Origin of the sequence: Rhodophyticola porphyridii, assembly GCF_003688285.1 — a bacterium.
Lineage (GTDB): Bacteria > Pseudomonadota > Alphaproteobacteria > Rhodobacterales > Rhodobacteraceae > Rhodophyticola > Rhodophyticola porphyridii.
This window is the reverse complement of sequence record NZ_RCNT01000003.1, coordinates 313,550-332,271: the sequence shown is the minus strand read 5'-3', so window position 1 is coordinate 332,271 and position 18,722 is coordinate 313,550. Positions and strand designations below refer to the sequence as shown.

The 18,722-nt window shown below is 63.1% G+C and carries 18 protein-coding genes; 13 read left to right on the top strand and 5 right to left on the bottom strand.

Annotation, left to right across the window (positions count from 1 at the left end; genetic code table 11):
• Positions 1-3: 3 nt before the first annotated feature.
• Genes hslU through crtD form a run of 5 tightly spaced genes read right to left on the bottom strand, consistent with a single transcriptional unit; the run spans position 4 to position 5,396 of the window.
• Positions 4-1,320: an ATP-dependent protease ATPase subunit HslU gene (hslU, locus tag D9R08_RS08455; RefSeq protein WP_121897583.1), complete on the bottom strand. Its 1,317-nt coding sequence runs from the start codon at positions 1,318-1,320 to the stop codon at positions 4-6.
• Positions 1,317-2,399, bottom strand: a complete 1,083-nt coding sequence (locus D9R08_RS08450; RefSeq protein ID WP_233557353.1) for a hypothetical protein — start codon at positions 2,397-2,399, stop codon at positions 1,317-1,319. Before D9R08_RS08450 ends, hslU begins: the two co-directional genes overlap by 4 nt.
• Positions 2,396-2,953, bottom strand: a complete 558-nt coding sequence (hslV, locus tag D9R08_RS08445) for an ATP-dependent protease subunit HslV (RefSeq protein ID WP_121897581.1) — start codon at positions 2,951-2,953, stop codon at positions 2,396-2,398. The genes D9R08_RS08450 and hslV overlap by 4 nt, the downstream gene beginning before the upstream one ends.
• A 53-nt stretch (positions 2,954-3,006) precedes the next feature.
• Positions 3,007-3,873 carry a carotenoid 1,2-hydratase gene (crtC, locus tag D9R08_RS08440; RefSeq protein ID WP_121897698.1) on the bottom strand — a complete coding sequence of 289 codons (867 nt, stop codon included), beginning with the start codon at positions 3,871-3,873 and terminating at the stop codon, positions 3,007-3,009.
• Positions 3,828-5,396, bottom strand: coding sequence for a 1-hydroxycarotenoid 3,4-desaturase CrtD (gene crtD, locus D9R08_RS08435; RefSeq protein WP_121897580.1), 1,569 nt, complete (start codon positions 5,394-5,396; stop codon positions 3,828-3,830). The genes crtC and crtD overlap by 46 nt, the downstream gene beginning before the upstream one ends.
• A 118-nt stretch (positions 5,397-5,514) precedes the next feature.
• Between crtD and D9R08_RS08430 the strand changes: the two genes are divergently transcribed.
• The 13 genes from D9R08_RS08430 to dxs all read left to right on the top strand — a co-directional run bounded on the left by D9R08_RS08430 (position 5,515) and on the right by dxs (position 18,693).
• Positions 5,515-6,384 carry a polyprenyl synthetase family protein gene (locus tag D9R08_RS08430; protein WP_121897579.1) on the top strand — a complete coding sequence of 290 codons (870 nt, stop codon included), beginning with the start codon at positions 5,515-5,517 and terminating at the stop codon, positions 6,382-6,384.
• Positions 6,385-6,387: 3 nt separating this feature from the next.
• A complete protein-coding gene (locus D9R08_RS08425) occupies positions 6,388-7,527 on the top strand; it encodes a methyltransferase (protein WP_121897578.1) in 1,140 nt (379 codons plus the stop codon).
• Between the two features lie 133 nt (positions 7,528-7,660).
• Positions 7,661-8,602 (top strand): chlorophyll synthesis pathway protein BchC, encoded by a 942-nt coding sequence (gene bchC / locus D9R08_RS08420; RefSeq protein ID WP_121897697.1) that lies wholly within the window; start codon positions 7,661-7,663, stop codon positions 8,600-8,602.
• Positions 8,599-9,600: a chlorophyllide a reductase iron protein subunit X gene (locus D9R08_RS08415; RefSeq protein ID WP_121897577.1), complete on the top strand. Its 1,002-nt coding sequence runs from the start codon at positions 8,599-8,601 to the stop codon at positions 9,598-9,600. Before bchC ends, D9R08_RS08415 begins: the two co-directional genes overlap by 4 nt.
• Before the next feature lie 135 nt (positions 9,601-9,735).
• Complete coding sequence (gene bchY, locus D9R08_RS08410; protein ID WP_121897576.1) at positions 9,736-11,310, top strand: chlorophyllide a reductase subunit Y; 1,575 nt, start codon at positions 9,736-9,738, stop codon at positions 11,308-11,310.
• Positions 11,310-12,794, top strand: a complete 1,485-nt coding sequence (gene bchZ, locus D9R08_RS08405) for a chlorophyllide a reductase subunit Z (protein ID WP_121897575.1) — start codon at positions 11,310-11,312, stop codon at positions 12,792-12,794. Before bchY ends, bchZ begins: the two co-directional genes overlap by 1 nt.
• Positions 12,794-13,012 (top strand): cytochrome PufQ, encoded by a 219-nt coding sequence (pufQ, locus tag D9R08_RS08400; protein ID WP_121897574.1) that lies wholly within the window; start codon positions 12,794-12,796, stop codon positions 13,010-13,012. Before bchZ ends, pufQ begins: the two co-directional genes overlap by 1 nt.
• A 142-nt stretch (positions 13,013-13,154) precedes the next feature.
• Positions 13,155-13,307 carry a light-harvesting antenna LH1, beta subunit gene (pufB, locus tag D9R08_RS08395; RefSeq protein WP_121897573.1) on the top strand — a complete coding sequence of 51 codons (153 nt, stop codon included), beginning with the start codon at positions 13,155-13,157 and terminating at the stop codon, positions 13,305-13,307.
• Positions 13,308-13,318: 11 nt separating this feature from the next.
• Positions 13,319-13,480, top strand: a complete 162-nt coding sequence (pufA, locus tag D9R08_RS08390; RefSeq protein WP_121897572.1) for a light-harvesting antenna LH1, alpha subunit — start codon at positions 13,319-13,321, stop codon at positions 13,478-13,480.
• Positions 13,481-13,626: 146 nt separating this feature from the next.
• On the top strand, positions 13,627-14,526 hold the full coding sequence (gene pufL, locus D9R08_RS08385) for a photosynthetic reaction center subunit L (protein ID WP_121897571.1): 900 nt from the start codon (positions 13,627-13,629) through the stop codon (positions 14,524-14,526).
• Positions 14,527-14,528: 2 nt separating this feature from the next.
• Positions 14,529-15,527 carry a photosynthetic reaction center subunit M gene (gene pufM / locus D9R08_RS08380; RefSeq protein WP_121897696.1) on the top strand — a complete coding sequence of 333 codons (999 nt, stop codon included), beginning with the start codon at positions 14,529-14,531 and terminating at the stop codon, positions 15,525-15,527.
• Positions 15,524-16,651: a photosynthetic reaction center cytochrome PufC gene (pufC, locus tag D9R08_RS08375; protein WP_407690602.1), complete on the top strand. Its 1,128-nt coding sequence runs from the start codon at positions 15,524-15,526 to the stop codon at positions 16,649-16,651. The genes pufM and pufC overlap by 4 nt, the downstream gene beginning before the upstream one ends.
• 119 nt (positions 16,652-16,770) lie before the next feature.
• Complete coding sequence (gene dxs / locus D9R08_RS08370) at positions 16,771-18,693, top strand: 1-deoxy-D-xylulose-5-phosphate synthase (protein WP_121897570.1); 1,923 nt, start codon at positions 16,771-16,773, stop codon at positions 18,691-18,693.
• Positions 18,694-18,722 lie beyond the last annotated feature (29 nt).

Genomic DNA, 18,722 nt, shown 5'->3' with positions numbered 1-18,722 from the left:
CTTTTACAGCACGTAGCGGCTCAGATCAGCGGATTTCATCAGCGCACCCAGATTTGCCTCCACGAACCCGGCATCCACCACGATGGCATCGCCCGAACGGTCCGGCGCGGTGAAGCTAAGCTCTTCGAAGACCCGCTCCATCACGGTATAAAGCCGCCGGGCGCCAATGTTCTCCACATCCTGATTGACCTCGGCGGCAATCCGCGCAAGCGCCGCGATCCCGTCTTCGGTAAAGCTGACGGTGACCTCTTCGGTCGCCATCAGGGCGGTATATTGCAGGGTCAGCGCATTGTCGGTTTCGGTCAGAATGCGCACGAAATCCTCTTCGGTCAGCGCCCGCAGTTCCACCCGGATCGGCAGGCGACCCTGAAGCTCCGGCAAGAGATCCGAGGGCTTGGCGATGTGAAACGCGCCCGAGGCGATGAAGAGGACGTGATCGGTTTTCACCGGGCCGTATTTGGTCGAAACTGTCGTCCCCTCGATCAGCGGCAACAGATCGCGCTGCACCCCCTCGCGGGAGACATCCGCGCCACGAGCATCCGACCGGGCGCAAACCTTGTCGATCTCATCGATGAACACGATCCCGTTCTGCTCCACGGCGGTCAGCGCTTCGCGGGTTACGGCTTCCTGATCAAGAAGCTTGTCCGCCTCTTCCTCGATCAGAAGATCGTAACTGGCCGCGACGCTCAGCCGTTTGCGCACGGTCCGCCCGCCAAAAGCTTTCCCGAACAGATCGCCAAGGTTCATTCCACCCGGCAACCCGCCCATCCCGCCCGGCTGGCCGGGAATTTCGAACATCGGCATCGGGTTGGAGCTGTCGGCGACCTCCAGTTCGATCATCGTGTTGTCCAGCTCTCCGGCGCGCAGCTTCCTGCGGAACATCTCCCGGGTCTGTTCCCGCGCATCCGACCCGGCCAGCGCCTCTATCACCCGCTCCTCCGCTGCGTCATGGGCCTTGGCCTTCACCTCGTCGCGCATCGATTCGCGGATCATCACCTGAGCCGCGTCGACCAGATCGCGGATGATCTGCTCCACATCCCGGCCGACATAGCCGACCTCGGTGAACTTGGTCGCCTCCACCTTGATGAAAGGTGCGCGCGCCAGCTTGGCCAGTCTGCGGCTGATTTCGGTTTTGCCGACGCCCGTGGGCCCGATCATCAGGATGTTCTTGGGATAGACCTCGTCGCGCAGGTCATCGCCAAGCTGTTTGCGCCGCCAGCGATTGCGGAGGGCCACGGCCACGGCGCGCTTGGCATCCTTCTGGCCGATGATGAAACGGTCGAGTTCCGAGACGATTTCGCGGGGGGTCAGGTCGGTCAAGCTTCGGGCTCCTCGGAAGTCATGATTGTCCATGGTGGCAGGCGGTACTTGCCCGGAAAGTCGGGCAGGGCTTCCATCAGTATCCGCCGCAAAACCTCCCACTTCGCGCCGAGCAGGATCAGGCCAAGGCCAAGCAGCAGGATCGCGAGAAAGGCGCCCCCCTCCATTACAGTGATCGACAAGACCACGATGTAGCCGACGCTCGACACCAGAAAGGACCGGCGATCGATCACCACCGCAAAAATCGCCATACAGGCGACGAACGCGACCAACAGAAGCTGCGCGGGCACGGTTCCCAAATCGAAGAGCGACAGGGCGATCGTGTTCACGATCGCGGGCGCCGCAATGATGTGTAGCCAGAACCCGCTGGCCGAGCGTCGCGTGACCCGATGCGGATCGCTCATATCGAAGCGCAAGGCTACAGCAAGCCCGATCAGTCCCAGAACCATGGTCAGGATCGCAAAGGGGCCTTCGGCGGTCAGCAGGAAGATATCGGCGGGCTCCGTCGGCAAGGTGCCGCTGAAGCTGACAAGGCCGAAGGTCGTCGCGAAGACGCCGAGGGCGACCAGGGCCATGGTGAACGGGACCCGGAAAAACACGTAATAGCCGACGAGCAATATGGTCGAGGCACCCGCCGCCAATGTGATCGACATGGCGAACTCGGTATCCAGCATCCAGCCCAGCGCCCGCCCCAGTTGTCCGGCACCGAGCGCAAAGAAAACGGCGAGCACGATCGAGGGCGCGACCATCCGGCGGGTCAATGTGAAATATCTGGCCAGCATGATGACCGCGGCCATGGTGATCACCGCGTAGACCATGGCCAGAATATAGCCGTTGTTGGCATTGAAAAGACTGAGGCCGGTCAAGCCGGCCCAGCCGGCATAAAGGATCACCAGACCCACAACGATGAAGATCTCGTTGAACCCGCGGAAAAGCTCGAATGGCTCATCAAGTCCGGACATATGCTTCCGGGTTCCGCGCCGGGCCTCGCCGAGCGCGATCAACGAGACGGCCTGCGCCTCGGATATCATGCCCGCGCCCACTGCTGCGCGAATGTCGTCGCGGCTGATACCGGTCACTTGCCGATCCTCTCCACGGTCAGGTTGCCGTTTGTGTAAACGCAGATATCGGCGGCAATCGCCATGGCCTTTCGGGCGATCTCCTCCGCGCTCAGATCCGTTTCCGACAGGCCCCGCGCCGCTGCGAGCGCGTAGTTTCCGCCAGATCCGATTGCGGCGATCCCGTGCTCGGGCTCCAGCACATCGCCCGCGCCGGTGATGATGTAAAGCTCCGCACCATCTGTGACGATCAGCATCGCTTCCAGCTTTTGCAGGTATTTGTCCGTGCGCCAATCCTTGGCCAGTTCCACGCTCGCGCGTTGCAGCTGCCCCGGCGTCGCCTCCAGCTTGCTTTCCAGCCGCTCCAGCAGCGTGAAGGCGTCCGCCGTAGATCCGGCGAACCCGCACACCACGTCATATCCGCCGGGGCTCAGCCGCCGCACCTTCCGCGCCGATCCCTTGATCACGGTCTGGCCGAGGCTCACCTGCCCGTCGCCGGCCACAACCACCTCATCACCCTTGCGCACACCGATAATCGTCGTGCCATGCCACCCGGGAAAATCCGATTTGCTCATGCCGTCTCCTATCCTTGGCCCTATATGGACAAGGCAGGGTCGGGGAACAAGTTCTAGCCGGGCCAGCGGGCCCGTCGTGGTACGCGGACGGCCAGCATCGGCATGAGCCAGTTCGAGGAAAACCGGTTCAGATCCAGCGCCTCATGAACACCCACGGTTTCCTCGCCATTGATCCGTGTGCGCACCGCGGAACGGTTGTAAAACGGGGCGTCCAGCATCGCCTTCACTTGTTTCGGCGCGTATCCCTCATCAGCCCGCGTTTCGCGTTTCACCAGCCAGAAAGGGCGCGGCAGCCTCGCCTTTGGCGGCATCTCGATCGCGCGCGGGGTGCCGTCTTCGGCAAACCCGATCGCGGTGGCCAGATCCGTCCCGTCCCTCCGCACTGCGTCGTAAAAACACGCGGCCCCGTCTTTCAGTGGGAACCGGCCCCAGGTCCAGTAGCTAAAATCCGCCTCCAAGGCGCGGGTTCCGAAATTCGCGTCGAAATATCCATGCCCGGACCAGGTCCAGCCCGGGCGGTTCAGCGCCACGTCGATCTCTGCCTTCGGGGCGAAAGGCCGCCAGACATGCGCTCCATCCTCGGTCAGTGGCAACTCCACCGTCGTCAGGGCCGATGGCCGCACCGTTACGGTGCCGCTGATCCGCTGGGCGTGGGGGGTGCTGATCTCGTTGATCTCGACGATCAGCTTTTCGCCATCCCATTGCATGGCAGACGGGCCGATCTGCAATCGGTCATCGGAAAGTTTCAGCGCTTCCTGCCCGCGATCGGTCATCGTCCAACGCCCGCCGCGTCCATAGGTGACGACGTTCAGGCAGCAGTGATCGGCCGGGTTCTTCCGGCCCGACCATCGATACCAGGGCGAAAAAACCGAGCCTATGAAACCGATGATGGAGATTGCCTTTTCGCCATCGTCGCTGATCCCGTCGACATACCACCAGGCATAACCGTCCGGCGGGATGTTGAGGTTGAAGCACGGTCGCCCAAGATCGCCGCGGCCGCGTGCCGCCCGGAGAGGCAGGCCATCGGAACGCCCGCTCCGGGATGTACCCCGCCCCCCGCCAGATAGAGACCCGGGATCCGGCTGCGCACCTTCGGCCGGTGGAAGGCCGCCATCATCCCGTGCGGGCTCCGCCCGTAAAGTGATCCGTCCGAGCCGGGGAAAAGCCGGTCGAACGCCGACGGGGTCGTCAGAGTGCTGGTCTCCGGCCTCGGAGAGAAGGTCAATCCCAGCCTCCGAAACGTCTCGAACGTGCGGGTTTGGCATATCTGGGCCTCCTCGGTATCCGGGATCTCGCCTGCCGGGCCGTTCATGATGATCTCGAAGCGCTCCGGGCTTATTGAGGGGATCCCGTCGCCACGGTCCTGCGCGCACAGATAAAGCGTGGGATCTCGCGGCATCCGCCCGGCGGCCAGATCGTCGAATTCGGATTTCGGGTCCGTCGCGAAGAATACATTGTGATGACTGAGATCGCAGCCTTTGGCCTGCGCGGCGAAGGCCCAGACATAGGCCGAAAGGCTGCGCGGCAGCACGGCCTTTTTCTCCACCGCGCGGGCAACGCCCGGTCCAAGCAGCCCCTCGTACAGGGCCTTGGGGTCCCCGTTGAAGACCACGCGGTCGCACACCAGCCTTTCGCCCGATTGAAGATGGACCGCACTGACGTGCCCGTCCTGCTGTTCGATCCGGGTGGCGCGCTCTCCGAAGCTGAACTCCGCACCGAATTTCGCGCTGAGATCGCGCAGCGCCTGCGCCAGCCGGTGCATTCCCCCCTGGACGCGCCAGACACCATTGGCTTCGGATCGCCAGATCAGTCCCAGAATCGCCGGGCTCCGATAGGGTGATCCGCCGACATATGTTGCATATCGCCCGAAAAGCTGTCGCAAGCGCGGGTCGCTGAACTGCGCGGCAAGGGAGCCTGCCAGTGTCTTGAGAGGCGCCATGTCCCTGATGAGCCGCGGGTGCCGCAAGACATGTGCGCTCAGCCCCCGAAGGCCCGGCGCATCGGATTGCATCATCGGCGCATCGAACCCGTCATAAAGCCGCGCCGCCCGTGCCGAAAATGCACGGAACTCCGCCTCCGCCCTTTCGCCCGCGAACAGGCGAACCGCTTCGGCGCTACGTTCGGTATCGTCGAACAGATCAAGGCTGGTTCCATCGGCCCACCAATGCCGCGCAAGGACCGTCTCCCTATGAAGGGTGACGTGATCCTCAAGGCGCTCGCCAACCTCGGCAAACAACTCCTCGAAGACGGGCCGCATGGTCAGAACGGTTGGCCCCGCATCCACCGGCCCCGCAGCGGAGGGGAGTGTGCGCATCTTCCCTCCGGGGGCGTCATGCATGTCGATCACGCGCACCCGCAGGCCCGCATGCGACAGCCGCAATGCCGCCGATAATCCGGCGATGCCGGCACCAATCACAACAGCAGTGTCCGTAGGGTTGGGCACGTGCGAAGCCTCCGGTCGATCTGTCACTTATTGTTGACACACGGCACGGGAGTGTCCAGTGTAATTTACACATGTCATGTCGCACTCTGCTGACATGCACGGGTTTTCCGGAGTTCTCATGCCGTTGAAATCACGAATCGAAACGACCATCGCCAATGCCATCGCCCAGGCGCAGGGTGGACAGGCACCGCCGAAACTGGCCGCCGCACTGGATTATGCGGTGAACCCCGGCGGCGCGCGCATTCGCCCGACAATCGCGATGTCCGTGTCCTTCGCCTGCGGCGATGACCGGCCCGAGGTGTCGAACGCGGCTGCGGCGGCGATCGAGCTGATCCATTGCGCCAGCCTTGTCCATGACGACATGCCCTGTTTCGACGATGCCGACATCCGGCGCGGCAAGCCGTCGGTTCACAAGGCCTTTGGCGAGCCGCTGGCATTACTGACGGGCGACTCGCTGATCATCATGGCGTTCGAGGTTCTGGCGCGCGCGGCCGAGCATGACCCGGCCCGCGCCATATCGCTGATCCGTATTCTTGGCGAAAGCACCGGCATGCCGGGAGGTATCTGCGCGGGGCAGGGCTGGGAAAGCGAAGACAAGATCGACCTTGGCGCATATCACCGCGCGAAAACCGGCGCGCTCTTCACCGCCGCCACGCGCATGGGCGCCGCTGCGGCTGGCGAAGACCCCGAGGCATGGACTGAGCTGGGCGCGCGCATCGGCGAGGCGTTTCAGGTCGCAGATGATCTGCGCGACGCGCTTTACGATGAGGCCACGCTTGGTAAGCCCGCCCATCAGGATGAAATCCACGATCGCCCCAATGCGGTCGCGGCGCTTGGTGTGCGCGGCGCGATCAGCCGGCTGGAAGATATTCTGGGCGGCGCGATTTCCTCGATCCCGTCCTGTCCGGGCGAGGCGATGCTTTGCGAAATGGTCCGCAAGCAGGCTGAGCGGCTGACGCCCGTCGTCCCGTCGCGGCAGACCGTCTGACCCATGGCGACCGTGGACAATCACGGATCCGGCACACAATCGCTGACCGATCGGATCGCCGCATGGCGGGATCGTCTTGTCGGCTCGCGTGACTTTCAAAGCTGGGCCGCACGGTTTCCCCTGACCAGACGCACCGCCAGACGCGACGGGGAGCGTTTGTTCGATCTCGTTGCCGGCTTTACCTACAGCCAGGTCTTGCACGCGGCGGTCTCCCTCGGCCTGGTCGAGCATCTGGCCAACGGGCCGCGCAGCCCGGCCGAGCTTGCGCTCAGATGCGGGGTTCCTCCTGAACGGATGGCCGTGCTCTGTCAGGCCGCCGCCGCTCTCGACCTGCTGAAACGTTGTCGCGATGGCCGCTTTCGCCTCACGCGGCTGGGCGCTGCGCTGAACGGTGTGCCCGGTCTGCGGGAGATGATCCTGCATCACTCCGTTCTCTACCGCGACCTCGCCGAACCAGGCGCGTTTTTCAGGGGCGAGACGGAAACCGAACTGGCCGGGTTCTGGCCCTATGTCTTCGGTGCCGATGGCGATGTGGATCCGGATGTTGCCGTCACCTATTCGAACTTGATGGCGGACAGTCAGGTGCTCGTGGCCGAAGAAACACTGAAAGCCATCGACCTGTCAGACACCACCGCCCTGCTCGATATCGGCGGCGGGACTGGTGCCTTCCTTGCGGCCGTGGGCGCCGCTTACCCTGAACTGGCGCTTCATCTCTTCGATCTCCCGGCCGTGGCGCCCGCGGCGCGGGATCGATTCGATGCCGCAGGGCTATCCGGCCGCGCGGCCATCCATTCGGGAAGCTTTCAACGCGATCCGCTTCCGATTGGTGCGGACGCGATCAGCCTGATCCGGGTGCTCTATGACCATCAGGACACGACGGTTCGCGCCCTTCTGGCCAGCGCCCACGCAACCCTGCCGCCGGGCGGACGCATCGTGATTTCCGAGCCGATGTCCGGCGGCGACCGCCCCGAAAGGGCCGGAGACGCCTATTTTGCGTTGTATTGCCTCGCCATGCGAACCGGCACCGTACGCTCCGCAAGGCGAATCGCTGATCTGCTTTCAGAGGCGGGTTTTGTTGCTGTGACTACCCCAAGGGTTGATCGCCCCTTCGTCACCCGCGTGGTGACGGCGAAGAAAGCCTGAATATCCCGACAATCCGGCTGTCCATTTCCGTTGACATGTAAAAGTGTCAGGTTAAACTGACACATGAGATTTGACCTGTCGCGCTTCGATGACAGGTCTGCGCACCGCCAGATTCGCGAGAAAGGACAAGCCAGTGCAAACCACCGCCGTCATTCTCGAAGGTCCACGTAAACTGGATCTCGGCGCGTTGGAGCTGGACGAACCGACAGCCGATGATCTGGTGATCGCGGTTTCCCATTCCGGCATATCGACGGGCACGGAAAAGCTCTTCTGGTCCGGCGACATGCCGCCCTTCCCCGGCATGGGCTACCCGCTCGTTCCCGGGTACGAGGCCGCGGGAGAGGTTGTCGAAGCGGGAGCGAATACCGGTTTCTCGGTCGGGGAGCGGGTCTTTGTACCCGGCGCGAATTGCTATGGCGAGGTCAAGGGCCTCTTCGGCGGTGCATCGCATCATCTTGTGACCCCCGCCGCCCGCGTCGTGCGCATCGACGCCGCGATGGGGGCCGAGGGCGCCCTTCTCGCGCTGGCCGCGACTGCGCGGCACGCGATGGCCGGCCTTGACAAGACACTGCCCGACCTCATCGTCGGCCACGGCGTGTTCGGGCGTCTTCTCGCGCGGCTGACAATCGCCGCCGGGGGCAAGCCGCCCACCGTCTGGGAGATCAGCGAGGACCGCGCGACCGGTGCCGAGGGCTACACCGTCCTTCACCCCGACAGCGACGACCGCAAGGATTACGGCTGCATCTACGATGCCACCGGCGATGGCAGCCTGCTCAACCCGCTGATCGGCCGCATCGCCAAGGGCGGCGAAATCGTGCTGGCCGGCTTCTATCCCGAACCGCTCAGCTTCGCCTTCCCGCCTGCCTTCATGAAAGAGGCCCGGTTCCGCATCGCCGCCGAGTGGACGCGCGCCGATCTGGTCGCCACCCGCGATCTCATCGATCACGGCGCGCTGAACCTGCACGGGCTGATCACACATAACCTTCCCGCCCATCAGGCCAGAACTGCCTACCAGACGGCATTCGAAGATCCGGCCTGCCTGAAGATGATCCTGAACTGGGAGAACGCCGCATGACCCTCGATATCCCGAATCTCAAGGATTACGACAACAAGCTTCGGGAAGAAGCCGCCGAGCCGACGCTGGAAGTGCCGCAGGGCGAGCCGACCAAGAAGACGCAGATCATCGCGATCTACGGTAAGGGCGGGATTGGCAAATCCTTCACACTGGCCAATCTCAGCCACATGATGGCCGAGCAGGGAAAGCGGGTGCTGCTGATCGGCTGCGACCCGAAATCGGATACCACCAGCCTGCTCTTCGGCGGCAAGGCCTGCCCCACGATCATCGAAACCTCGACCCGCAAGAAACTGGCGGGCGAAGAGGTGAAAATCGGGGATGTCTGCTTCAAGCGCGGCGGTGTCTTCGCCATGGAGCTGGGTGGCCCCGAGGTTGGCCGCGGCTGCGGCGGGCGCGGCATCATCCACGGCTTCGAGCTGCTGGAAAAACTGGGCTTCCACGATTGGGATTTCGATTACGTTCTGCTCGACTTTCTGGGCGATGTGGTCTGCGGCGGGTTCGGCCTGCCCATCGCGCGGGACATGGCGCAGAAGGTGATCCTTGTTGGGTCGAACGACCTGCAATCGCTCTACGTGGCCAACAATGTCTGTTCGGCGGTGGAGTACTTCCGCAAGCTCGGCGGCAATGTCGGCGTGGCGGGGTTGGTCATCAACAAGGATGACGGCTCCGGTGAGGCGCAGGCCTTTGCCAAGGCGGTCGATATCCCGGTTCTGGCCTCGATCCCGCAGGATGACGACCTGCGCAAGAAATCCGCGAATTACCAGATCGTCGGCACCGGCGAGAGCCAGTGGGGTGGCCTGTTCGCCGCGCTTGGCGAAAACGTCGCCGCAGCGCCGCCGATGCGGCCGACCGCGCTTAGCCAGGATGAGCTTCTGGAGCTGTTTGACGGATCCGACACCGGCGCAGGCGTGGTGCTGGAGCCCGCCACCGATACCGACATGCGCGGCAAGAACGCCAAGCCCAAAGCCTCTTTGGAGGTGGTGTATGACGATGTGTAAGGAATGCAGCACCCATCAGGGCGTTGAGTGTACGGATCTGACGCTTGAACGCGCCCGGCCGGATCAGCTCCGTCGTCTGCTGCGCGACATCTTCCGCAATCTCAGTGGTCCCTCCGGGCGGACGAAGGGGGAAGGATGAGCGAAGAGATCACATATGACGCCGCCGCCGAGGTCGAGGTGACCATGGGTGAGGACCGCGACGAAAGTCCGGCACCCGCTCCCAATCTGGCGGGCGACGGGATGGGATGCCATGCCGGTGCCGCCGAGATGGAGAAAGCCGCGCGAATGGCCGGCAAATCCGAGATCCTCGATCAGTATGCCAAGGACTATCCGCAAGGCCCCCATGACAAGCCGCAATCCATGTGCCCCGCCTTCGGGTCGCTCCGCGTCGGCTTGCGGATGCGGCGGACGGCCACGGTTCTGTCGGGGTCGGCCTGCTGCGTCTACGGGCTGACCTTCGTCTCGCATTTCTACGGCGCCCGCCGATCGGTGGGCTACGTCCCGTTCAATTCAGAGACCCTGGTAACGGGGAAACTCTTCGAAGACATCCGCGAAGCCGTGCACGATATGGCCGACCCCGAGCGCTATGACGCCATCGTGGTCACCAATCTTTGCGTTCCGACGGCTTCGGGTGTGCCGCTTCGGCTTTTGCCAAGCGAAATCAACGGTGTCCGCATTGTGGGCATTGATGTTCCCGGTTTCGGGATCCCGACGCATGCGGAGGCCAAGGACGTTTTGGCCGGCGCCATGCTCAACTATGCCCGACAGGAGGTGGAGGCCGGTCCCGTTCAAGCCCCTGTCTCGGGTAAATCAGACCGTCCGACAGTGACCCTGTTGGGCGAAATGTTCCCAGCTGATCCTATTGGAATAGGTGGGATGCTCGCGCCACTCGGTCTGGCGGCAGGTCCGGTCGTTCCCTGCCGTGAGTGGCGTGAGCTCTATTCTGCTCTGGATTGCGGCGCCGTTGCCGCGATCCACCCGTTTTACACCGCCGCGATCCGCGAGTTCGAGGCCGCAGGCCGCCCCATCGTGGGCTCCGCCCCTGTGGGGCATGACGGCACCGCCGCCTGGCTGGCCAATATCGGGGACGCCTTCGGGATCGCCACCGACAAGGTCGCGGCGTCGCAAAACGCATTCCTGCCCGCGATCAGGGAAGCGCTGGCGCGCACGCCGGTCAAGGGTACGATCACATTGTCGGGCTATGAGGGCTCGGAGCTTCTGGTGGCCCGTTTGCTGATCGAAAGCGGGGCCGAAATTCCCTATGTCGGAACCGCCTGCCCAAAGACCGCCTGGTCCAGGGACGATGTCGACTGGCTGGAGGCGCATGGCGCGAAGGTCAAGTTCCGCGCCTCGCTGGAAGACGATTGCGCCGCGATGGAGGCGATCAAGCCCGATCTCGCGGTCGGCACCACGCCCGTCGTGCAGAAGGGCAAGGAGCTTGGCATCCCGTCGCTCTACTTCACCAACCTCATCTCGGCGCGCCCCCTGATGGGCCCGATGGGGGCCGGCAGCCTGCAACAGGTCGTCAATGCTGCGATGGGCAACAAGGACCGTATGGACCATATGCGCGACTTCTTCGAAGGCGTGGGTCATGGCGACACCGCCGGCGTCTGGGAGGGTGATCCGAACCTGCGCCCCGATTTCCGCGCCGCGCATCAGAAGAAACTCGACAAACAGGCGCGCGCCGCCAAAGCGCAGGAGATGATCTGATGCTCGTTCAGGATCATGATCGCGCGGGCGGATACTGGGGGGCGATCTATGCCTTCTGCGCCGTCAAGGGTCTGCAGGTCGTGATCGACGGGCCGGTCGGGTGCGAAAATCTGCCGGTGACGTCGGTTCTGCATTACACCGATGCGTTGCCGCCCCATGAGTTGCCGATCGTGACCACCGGTCTGGGCGAGGAAGAGCTGGGCCGCGACGGCACGGAGGGCGCGATGAAACGCGCCTGGGGCACGCTTGATCCCGCTTTGCCGGCCGTTGTGGTCACCGGCTCGATTGCCGAGATGATCGGCGGCGGCGTGACGCCCCAGGGCACGAATATCCAGCGCTTCCTTCCGCGCACCATCGACGAGGATCAATGGGAATGCGCCGATCGCGCGATGACCTGGATCTTCACCGAATTCGGCATGACCAAGGGCCGGATGCCGCCCGAAAAGAAACGCGAGGAGGGTGCCGCGCCCCGGGTGAACATCCTCGGGCCGATGTATGGCACGTTCAACATGCCCTCCGATCTGGCGGAGATCCGTCGCCTCGTCGAAGGTATCGGGGCCGAGGTCAACATGGTCATGCCGTTGGGCAGCCATCTGGCGGAGATGCGGAATCTGGTGAATGCGGATGTGAATATCTGCATGTACCGGGAGTTTGGCCGCGGCCTGAGCGAATGCCTTGGCAAGCCCTATCTTCAGGCTCCGATCGGCGTGGAAAGCACCACGAAATTCCTGCGCAAGCTGGGTGAAATGCTGGATCTCGATCCCGAGCCCTTCATCGAGCGCGAGAAGCACTCCACCATCAAGCCCGTCTGGGATCTCTGGCGTTCGGTCACGCAGGATTTCTTCGCCACGGCGAGTTTCGGCATCGTCGCGAACGAAACCTACGCCCGCGGCATCCGCAATTTCCTTGAAACCGATCTGGGCCTGCCCTGCGCCTTTGCCGTGGCCCGGGTGGCCGGCAAAAAGACCAATAACGAAGAGGTCCGCGCGATGGTTGCGCAGCATCGGCCGCTCATCCTGATGGGGTCGATCAACGAGAAAATGTATCTCGCCGAACTGTCCGGCGGCCACGGGCCCAAGCCCGCCTTCATTCCCGCCAGCTTCCCCGGCGCCGCGATCCGCCGCGCCACCGGTACGCCCTTCATGGGCTATGCGGGCGCAACCTATCTGCTTCAGGAGGTCTGCAACGGCCTTTTCGACGCGCTGTTCCACATCCTGCCGCTGGGCAGCGAGATGGACAGTGCGGAGGCCACGCCCACAACCCTGCGCCGGGACTTCCCCTGGGATGCCGATGCGCAGGCCCTGCTCGACAAGATCGTCGAAAACCACCCGGTTCTGACCCGCATTTCCGCGGCCAAGACCCTGCGCGACGCCGCCGAGAAATCGGCGCTGGAGCAGGGCGCCGAACGGGTTGTGCGTGAAACCATTGCCGCACTGGCTCCGGCCGGCGTGGATCCCGATCATCAACCTAAGGGAGGGGCGTGATGACTGATTACACCTCGGATGCACCTGTCACGCGGCACAAGCCGCCAAAGACGGAGTTCATGATCTATTTCGCGATCATTTTCCTGGCTGCATTGCCATTGGCGATGCTGACCTGGGCGCTGGCGGCGATCCGCAGCGGCTCGATGACGGACAGGGGCCCGGTGGCCCGTGCCTGGAGCCAGGCGCGGATCATCACGCCGATGATCTTCTCGGCCTGAGGGTCGAGCCGAATTGGCCCGATAGGGTCGAAGAGATTTCACAAACCGGGGCAACCCGGTGGGTGAATGCCGGCAGGGCAATGAGGCCTTGTCGGGGCCCGGCCGCAGGGTTTGCGGCATCAGTCAAACTTCCGGAGGAAATATGGCTGATAATTCCGACCTGTCTTTCACGGGTCTGACCGACGAGCAGGCGCAGGAGCTGCACTCGGTGTATATGAGCGGGCTCTGGCTCTTTGCCGGTATCGCCCTCGCAGCTCATATCGCCACGTATATCTGGCGCCCGTGGTTCGGTTGAGGAGCTGAGATATGGCTAAGTTCTATAAAATCTGGCTCATCTTCGACCCGCGCCGCGTGTTCGTGGCGCAGGGCGTGTTCCTCTTCCTGCTGGCTGCGATGATCCACCTGGTGGTTCTGTCCAGCGGTCTCAACTGGTTTGAGACTGCCGCGGCGGCAGCTGGCGGCATGTGATCCGTTGGCGTGTCGCCAGACGCGCCGGGTCATGTGAACAAGAACGCTGCGGGCGGGTGCATCCTGCCCGCGGCCATCGAAACCCCAATGTGTGACGGCTGACGACGCTTGCTGCGACCCATGCCGCCGAACGCGGAGACAGACAGATGGCTTTGTTGAGCTTTGAACGGAAATATCGTGTCCGTGGAGGGACTCTGATCGGCGGCGATCTGTTCGATTTCTGGGTCGGCCCGTTCTATGTCGGCTTCTTCGGCGTCACGACCGCGTTTTTCGCCCTGTTGGGAACCATCCTGATCTTCTGGGGCGCGGCGATGCAGGGCAACTTCAACCCCTGGACCATCAATATCGCACCCCCCGACCTGAGCTACGGTCTGGGAATGGCGCCGCTGATGGAGGGTGGCCTCTGGCAGATCATCACCTTCTGTGCGGTCGGCGCGTTCTGCAGCTGGGCGCTGCGCGAGGTGGAAATCTGCCGCAAGCTGGGCATCGGCTATCACGTGCCCTTCGCCTTCAGCGTCGCCATCTTTGCCTATGTCACGCTGGTGGTGTTCCGCCCGCTTCTGATGGGCGCCTGGGGCCATGGCTTTCCTTACGGAATCTTCAGCCATCTCGATTGGGTTTCCAACGTCGGCTATTCCTACCTGCATTTCCATTACAATCCGGCCCATATGATCGCGGTCAGCTTCTTCTTCGCGACGACGCTCGCGCTGGCGCTGCATGGCGGGCTGATCCTGTCGGCGGCGAACCCCGCGAAAGGCGAAAACGCGAAGACGCCGGACGACGAAGACACGTTCTTCCGCGACTTCATCGGCTATTCGATCGGAACGCTCGGCATCCACCGCGTTGGCCTGCTTCTGGCGCTGAACGCCGGGTTCTGGTCGGCGATCTGCATCATCATCTCGGGTCCGGTCTGGACAAGCGGCTGGCCGGAATGGTGGAACTGGTGGCTTGAGCTGCCGATCTGGCCCGATCCCGGGCTGGTCCATGACAGCACCGGTGCGGCCACATATGGCGCAAACGCACCCGCTTTGATCGGAGGCGAATGATCATGGCGTATTTCGAATATCAGAACATCTTTACCCAGGTGCAGGTTCAGGGCCCGCCTGAAATGGGGATGGACAATGAAAACCGCATGGCCCGGGAACGGACCAAGGGCGCGAGTTTTTCGACCCTGCTTGGCTGGTTCGGCAATGCCCAGCTCGGACCGATCTACCTCGGCTGGGCGGGGGTCGTCAGCCTCGCCACCGGCACCCTCTGGCTGAACATTGTCGGCCTGAACATGCTGGCGCAGGTCGATTGGTCGATCCCCGAGTTCATCCGCCAGCTTTTCTGGCTTGCGCTGGAACCGCCCGGCCCTGAATACGGGCTGAGCATACCGCCGCTCAACGATGGCGGCTGGTACATCATCTCCAGCTTCTTCCTTCTGGTCTCGGTCATGACATGGTGGCTGAGAGTCTATCTGCTGGCCGTGGAACACAAGATGGGCAAACACATTGCCTGGGCGTTTCTGTCCGCCATCTGGCTGTTCCTGGTTCTGGGCCTGTTCCGCCCCATCTTCATGGGAAGCTGGTCCGAGGCCGTGCCCTATGGCATCTTCCCGCATCTGGATTGGACGACGGCCTTCTCGATCCGCTACGGCAACCTCTATTACAACCCGTTCCACTGCCTCTCGATCGTCTTCCTTTATGGCTCCGTGCTGCTTTTCGCGATGCATGGCGCGACCATCCTCGCCGTCTCCCGCTTCGGCGGCGACCGGGAGCTTGAGCAGATCTATGACCGTGGCACCGCCTCCGAAAGGGCCGCGCTGTTCTGGCGCTGGACCATGGGATTCAACGCTACGATGGAAGGCATTCACCGATGGGCCTGGTGGTTCGCGGTCCTGACGCCCATCACCGGCGGCATCGGCATACTGTTGACGGGAACGGTGGTGGATAACTGGTTCCTCTGGGCGGTCGAACACAATTTCGCGCCCGAATATCTCGAACCCTATGGCTATGAGGCCTATGGAACCTACGAAGGCTTCCTTGGCCGGGAGACAGGTCAATGAGCATTCGGCCCAAATGGTTTGACCAATGGAACAAGGATAACCCCACCAGCGTAAGAGGGTTGGCCATTCTGATAGCGGTCATGGGGTCGGCGGTGATCCTGGCGGTGGTGATCATCGGGCTTGGCAACCCGGCTCAGACAAGCAGCATGCAGACCGGCCCCCGCGGGACGGCGATGTATGTCCCCGAGTTCGACGTCAGCCTGCGCCGGGGCGACATGACGGTGGCCGATTTCTACACCGACGAGCCTTTCGTTCCGGAACGCGGCGAAGAGCTCGCCGGCGATATATATCAGAACGTACAGGTTCTGGGCGGGCTGACCGACGCCAATTTCAACCGCCTGATGAATGCGATGACCCAATGGGTCGCGCCCGATCAGGGATGCGCCTATTGCCATGGCGACGTTGCGCTGGAGGAATACGGCGAAGACAATCTCTATACCAAGGTCGTGGCGCGCCGTATGATCGAAATGACCCAGAGCATCAATGAAAACTGGGATGTTCACGTCAATGCCAATGCCCAGGTGGGCGTCACCTGCTACACCTGCCACCGCGGGCAGAATGTTCCCGACAACATCTGGTTCCGCATCTCGCCTGTGAACAGCGCCATGGCCGGATGGTCTGCGAACCAGAACCGGGTGACGATGACCTCCAACTTCACGTCGCTGCCGTCTGACTATTTGGAGACCTATCTGCTCGATTTCGAACGGATCGCGGTTCACGATCTCGCGCCGCGTGTCGAAAATCTGCCCGGCGATCCGCTGATCCAGCAGACCGAGCGGACCTATGCCTTCATGAACTACATCTCCAACTCTCTCGGCGTGAACTGCACGTTCTGCCACAATTCTCGTGCCTTCTACGATGGCGCGCAGGTCACGCCGCAATGGGCGACCGCCTCGCTCGGCATCCAGATGGTGCAGGAGTTGAATGCCGATTATCTGGTGCCGCTGGCCGATGTCTATCCGCCTGAGCGGCTTGGCCCTGTCTATGGCGATCCGCCGCTTGCGGCCTGCCGGACATGTCACCAGGGCTATCAGCGTCCGATGGAGGGGCTGAATGTGATCCACAACTGGCCCGAGCTTGCCACGACGAGCGGAGATTACGATTACAGCGCCTTCGAACAATAGACGCTGACGGGCCTGGTGACTGCGGGATGACCGGCCCGCTGAGCCAGACAAGCCAAGCAAACGCCGCGGTCGCCTTAGGAGTGTCGTGGCGTTTGACGTTTCAGGGGAGGACCCAGACCATGACCCGACCGATAACACCTGTGTTAGACACGGTTCAGTATCCCGCGGATCTGCGGCGCCTGAGCGACGCGGATCTTGCCCGATGCGCCGATGAGGTGCGGGCGGAGACGATTTCGGCGGTATCTGAAACCGGGGGTCATCTCGGCTCCTCCCTTGGGGTGGTCGAATTGACCGTCGCGATCCACGCGGTCTTCAACACGCCCTATGACAAGCTGATCTGGGATGTGGGACACCAATGCTACCCGCATAAAATCGTCACCGGCCGCCGCCCGCGGATCCGCACGCTGCGCCAGAAAGGCGGGTTGTCCGGGTTCACCAAGCGCGCCGAGTCCGACTACGATCCGTTCGGCGCGGCACATTCCTCCACCTCGATCTCGGCCGCACTCGGCTTCACCATGGCGCGCGAGCTGGGCGAGGCGACGGGCGATGCCATCGCGGTCATCGGCGACGGGTCGATTTCGGCGGGCATGGCCTATGAAGCGCTGAACAACGCCGGCTCCGAAGGGCGGCGCCTGTTCGTCATCCTGAACGACAACGAGATGAGCATCGCCCCCCCGGTCGGTGCCATGTCGAAATATCTGTCCGGGCTCTATGAAAACACGCCCCTTCACGCGCTGAAAGACATCGCGGACGGGGTCGCCCGCAATCTGCCTGCCCCCTTGCGGGCCGGGGCGGAACGGGCGCGTGAACTGGTAACCGGCGCCCATGGCAGCGGCACGTTGTTCGAGCACATGGGATTTGACTATATCGGCCCGATCGATGGCCACGACATGGATCAGCTGTTGCCCGTGCTCCGCGCCGCGAAGGCGCGCGCCACCGGGCCGGTTCTGATCCACTGCGTCACCGTGAAGGGCAAAGGCTATGCGCCGGCGGAGGGCGCGGATGATTGCTATCACGGCGTCGCCAAATTCGATCCGAAAACAGGCGTTCAGACAAAATCCAAGCCCAACGCACCCAGCTACACTGCCGTTTTCGGCACTACCTTGCTGGCAGAGGCGGAGCGGGACAGCCGCATCGTTGCCGTGACCGCGGCCATGCCCGGTGGCACCGGGCTCAATGTGATGCAAAAGGCGATGCCCGCGCGGGTGTTCGATGTGGGGATCGCGGAACAACACGCGGTGACCTTCTCCGCCGCGCTTGCGGCGGGCGGGCTGAAGCCTTTCTGCGCGATCTATTCCAGCTTCCTGCAAAGGGGTTACGACCAGATCGTGCATGATGTCGCGCTGCAAAACCTGCCGGTGCGATTCTGCATCGATCGCGCAGGGCTTGTGGGGGCTGACGGGCCGACCCATGCGGGGGCGTTCGATATCGGGTATCTCGCCGCGTTGCCGAACATGACCGTCATGGCCGCCGCGGATGAGGCCGAGCTGGTGCATATGATGGCCACCATGGCCGCTCATGACGACGGGCCGATCGCGCTGCGCTATCCGCGTGGCGAAGGGGTTGGCGTCGCCCTTCCCGAGCGCGGCGATGTGCTGGAGATCGGCAAGGGCCGTATCGTGAAAACAGGCTCTAACCTGGCCATTCTGTCCTTTGGCGCGCATCTGTCCGAGGTTCTGGACGCTGCGGCAGAGCTAGAGGCCAAGGGCATTTCCGTCACTGTCGCGGATGCCCGTTTCGCCAAACCGCTCGACATCGGTCTGATCGACAGGCTGGCGGAGGAGCACCAGGCTCTGATCACGGTGGAACAGGGGGCTGTCGGCGGGTTCGGGGCGATGGTTCTACACCATCTGGCGGCATCCGGGCGGCTTGACCGGGGTCTGGCGATCCGCACGCTCACGCTTCCCGATACGTTCATCGACCAGGCCAGCCCGGCGGATATGTATGCCGAAGCGGGGCTGACCGCCGGCGATATAGCAGGGGCTGGATTGTCGGCTCTGGGTGTCGCGACCGTCGATTTCGAAACGAAAAACCGCGCCTGATCGGGCGCGGTATCCTGCGTTCAGGCTCC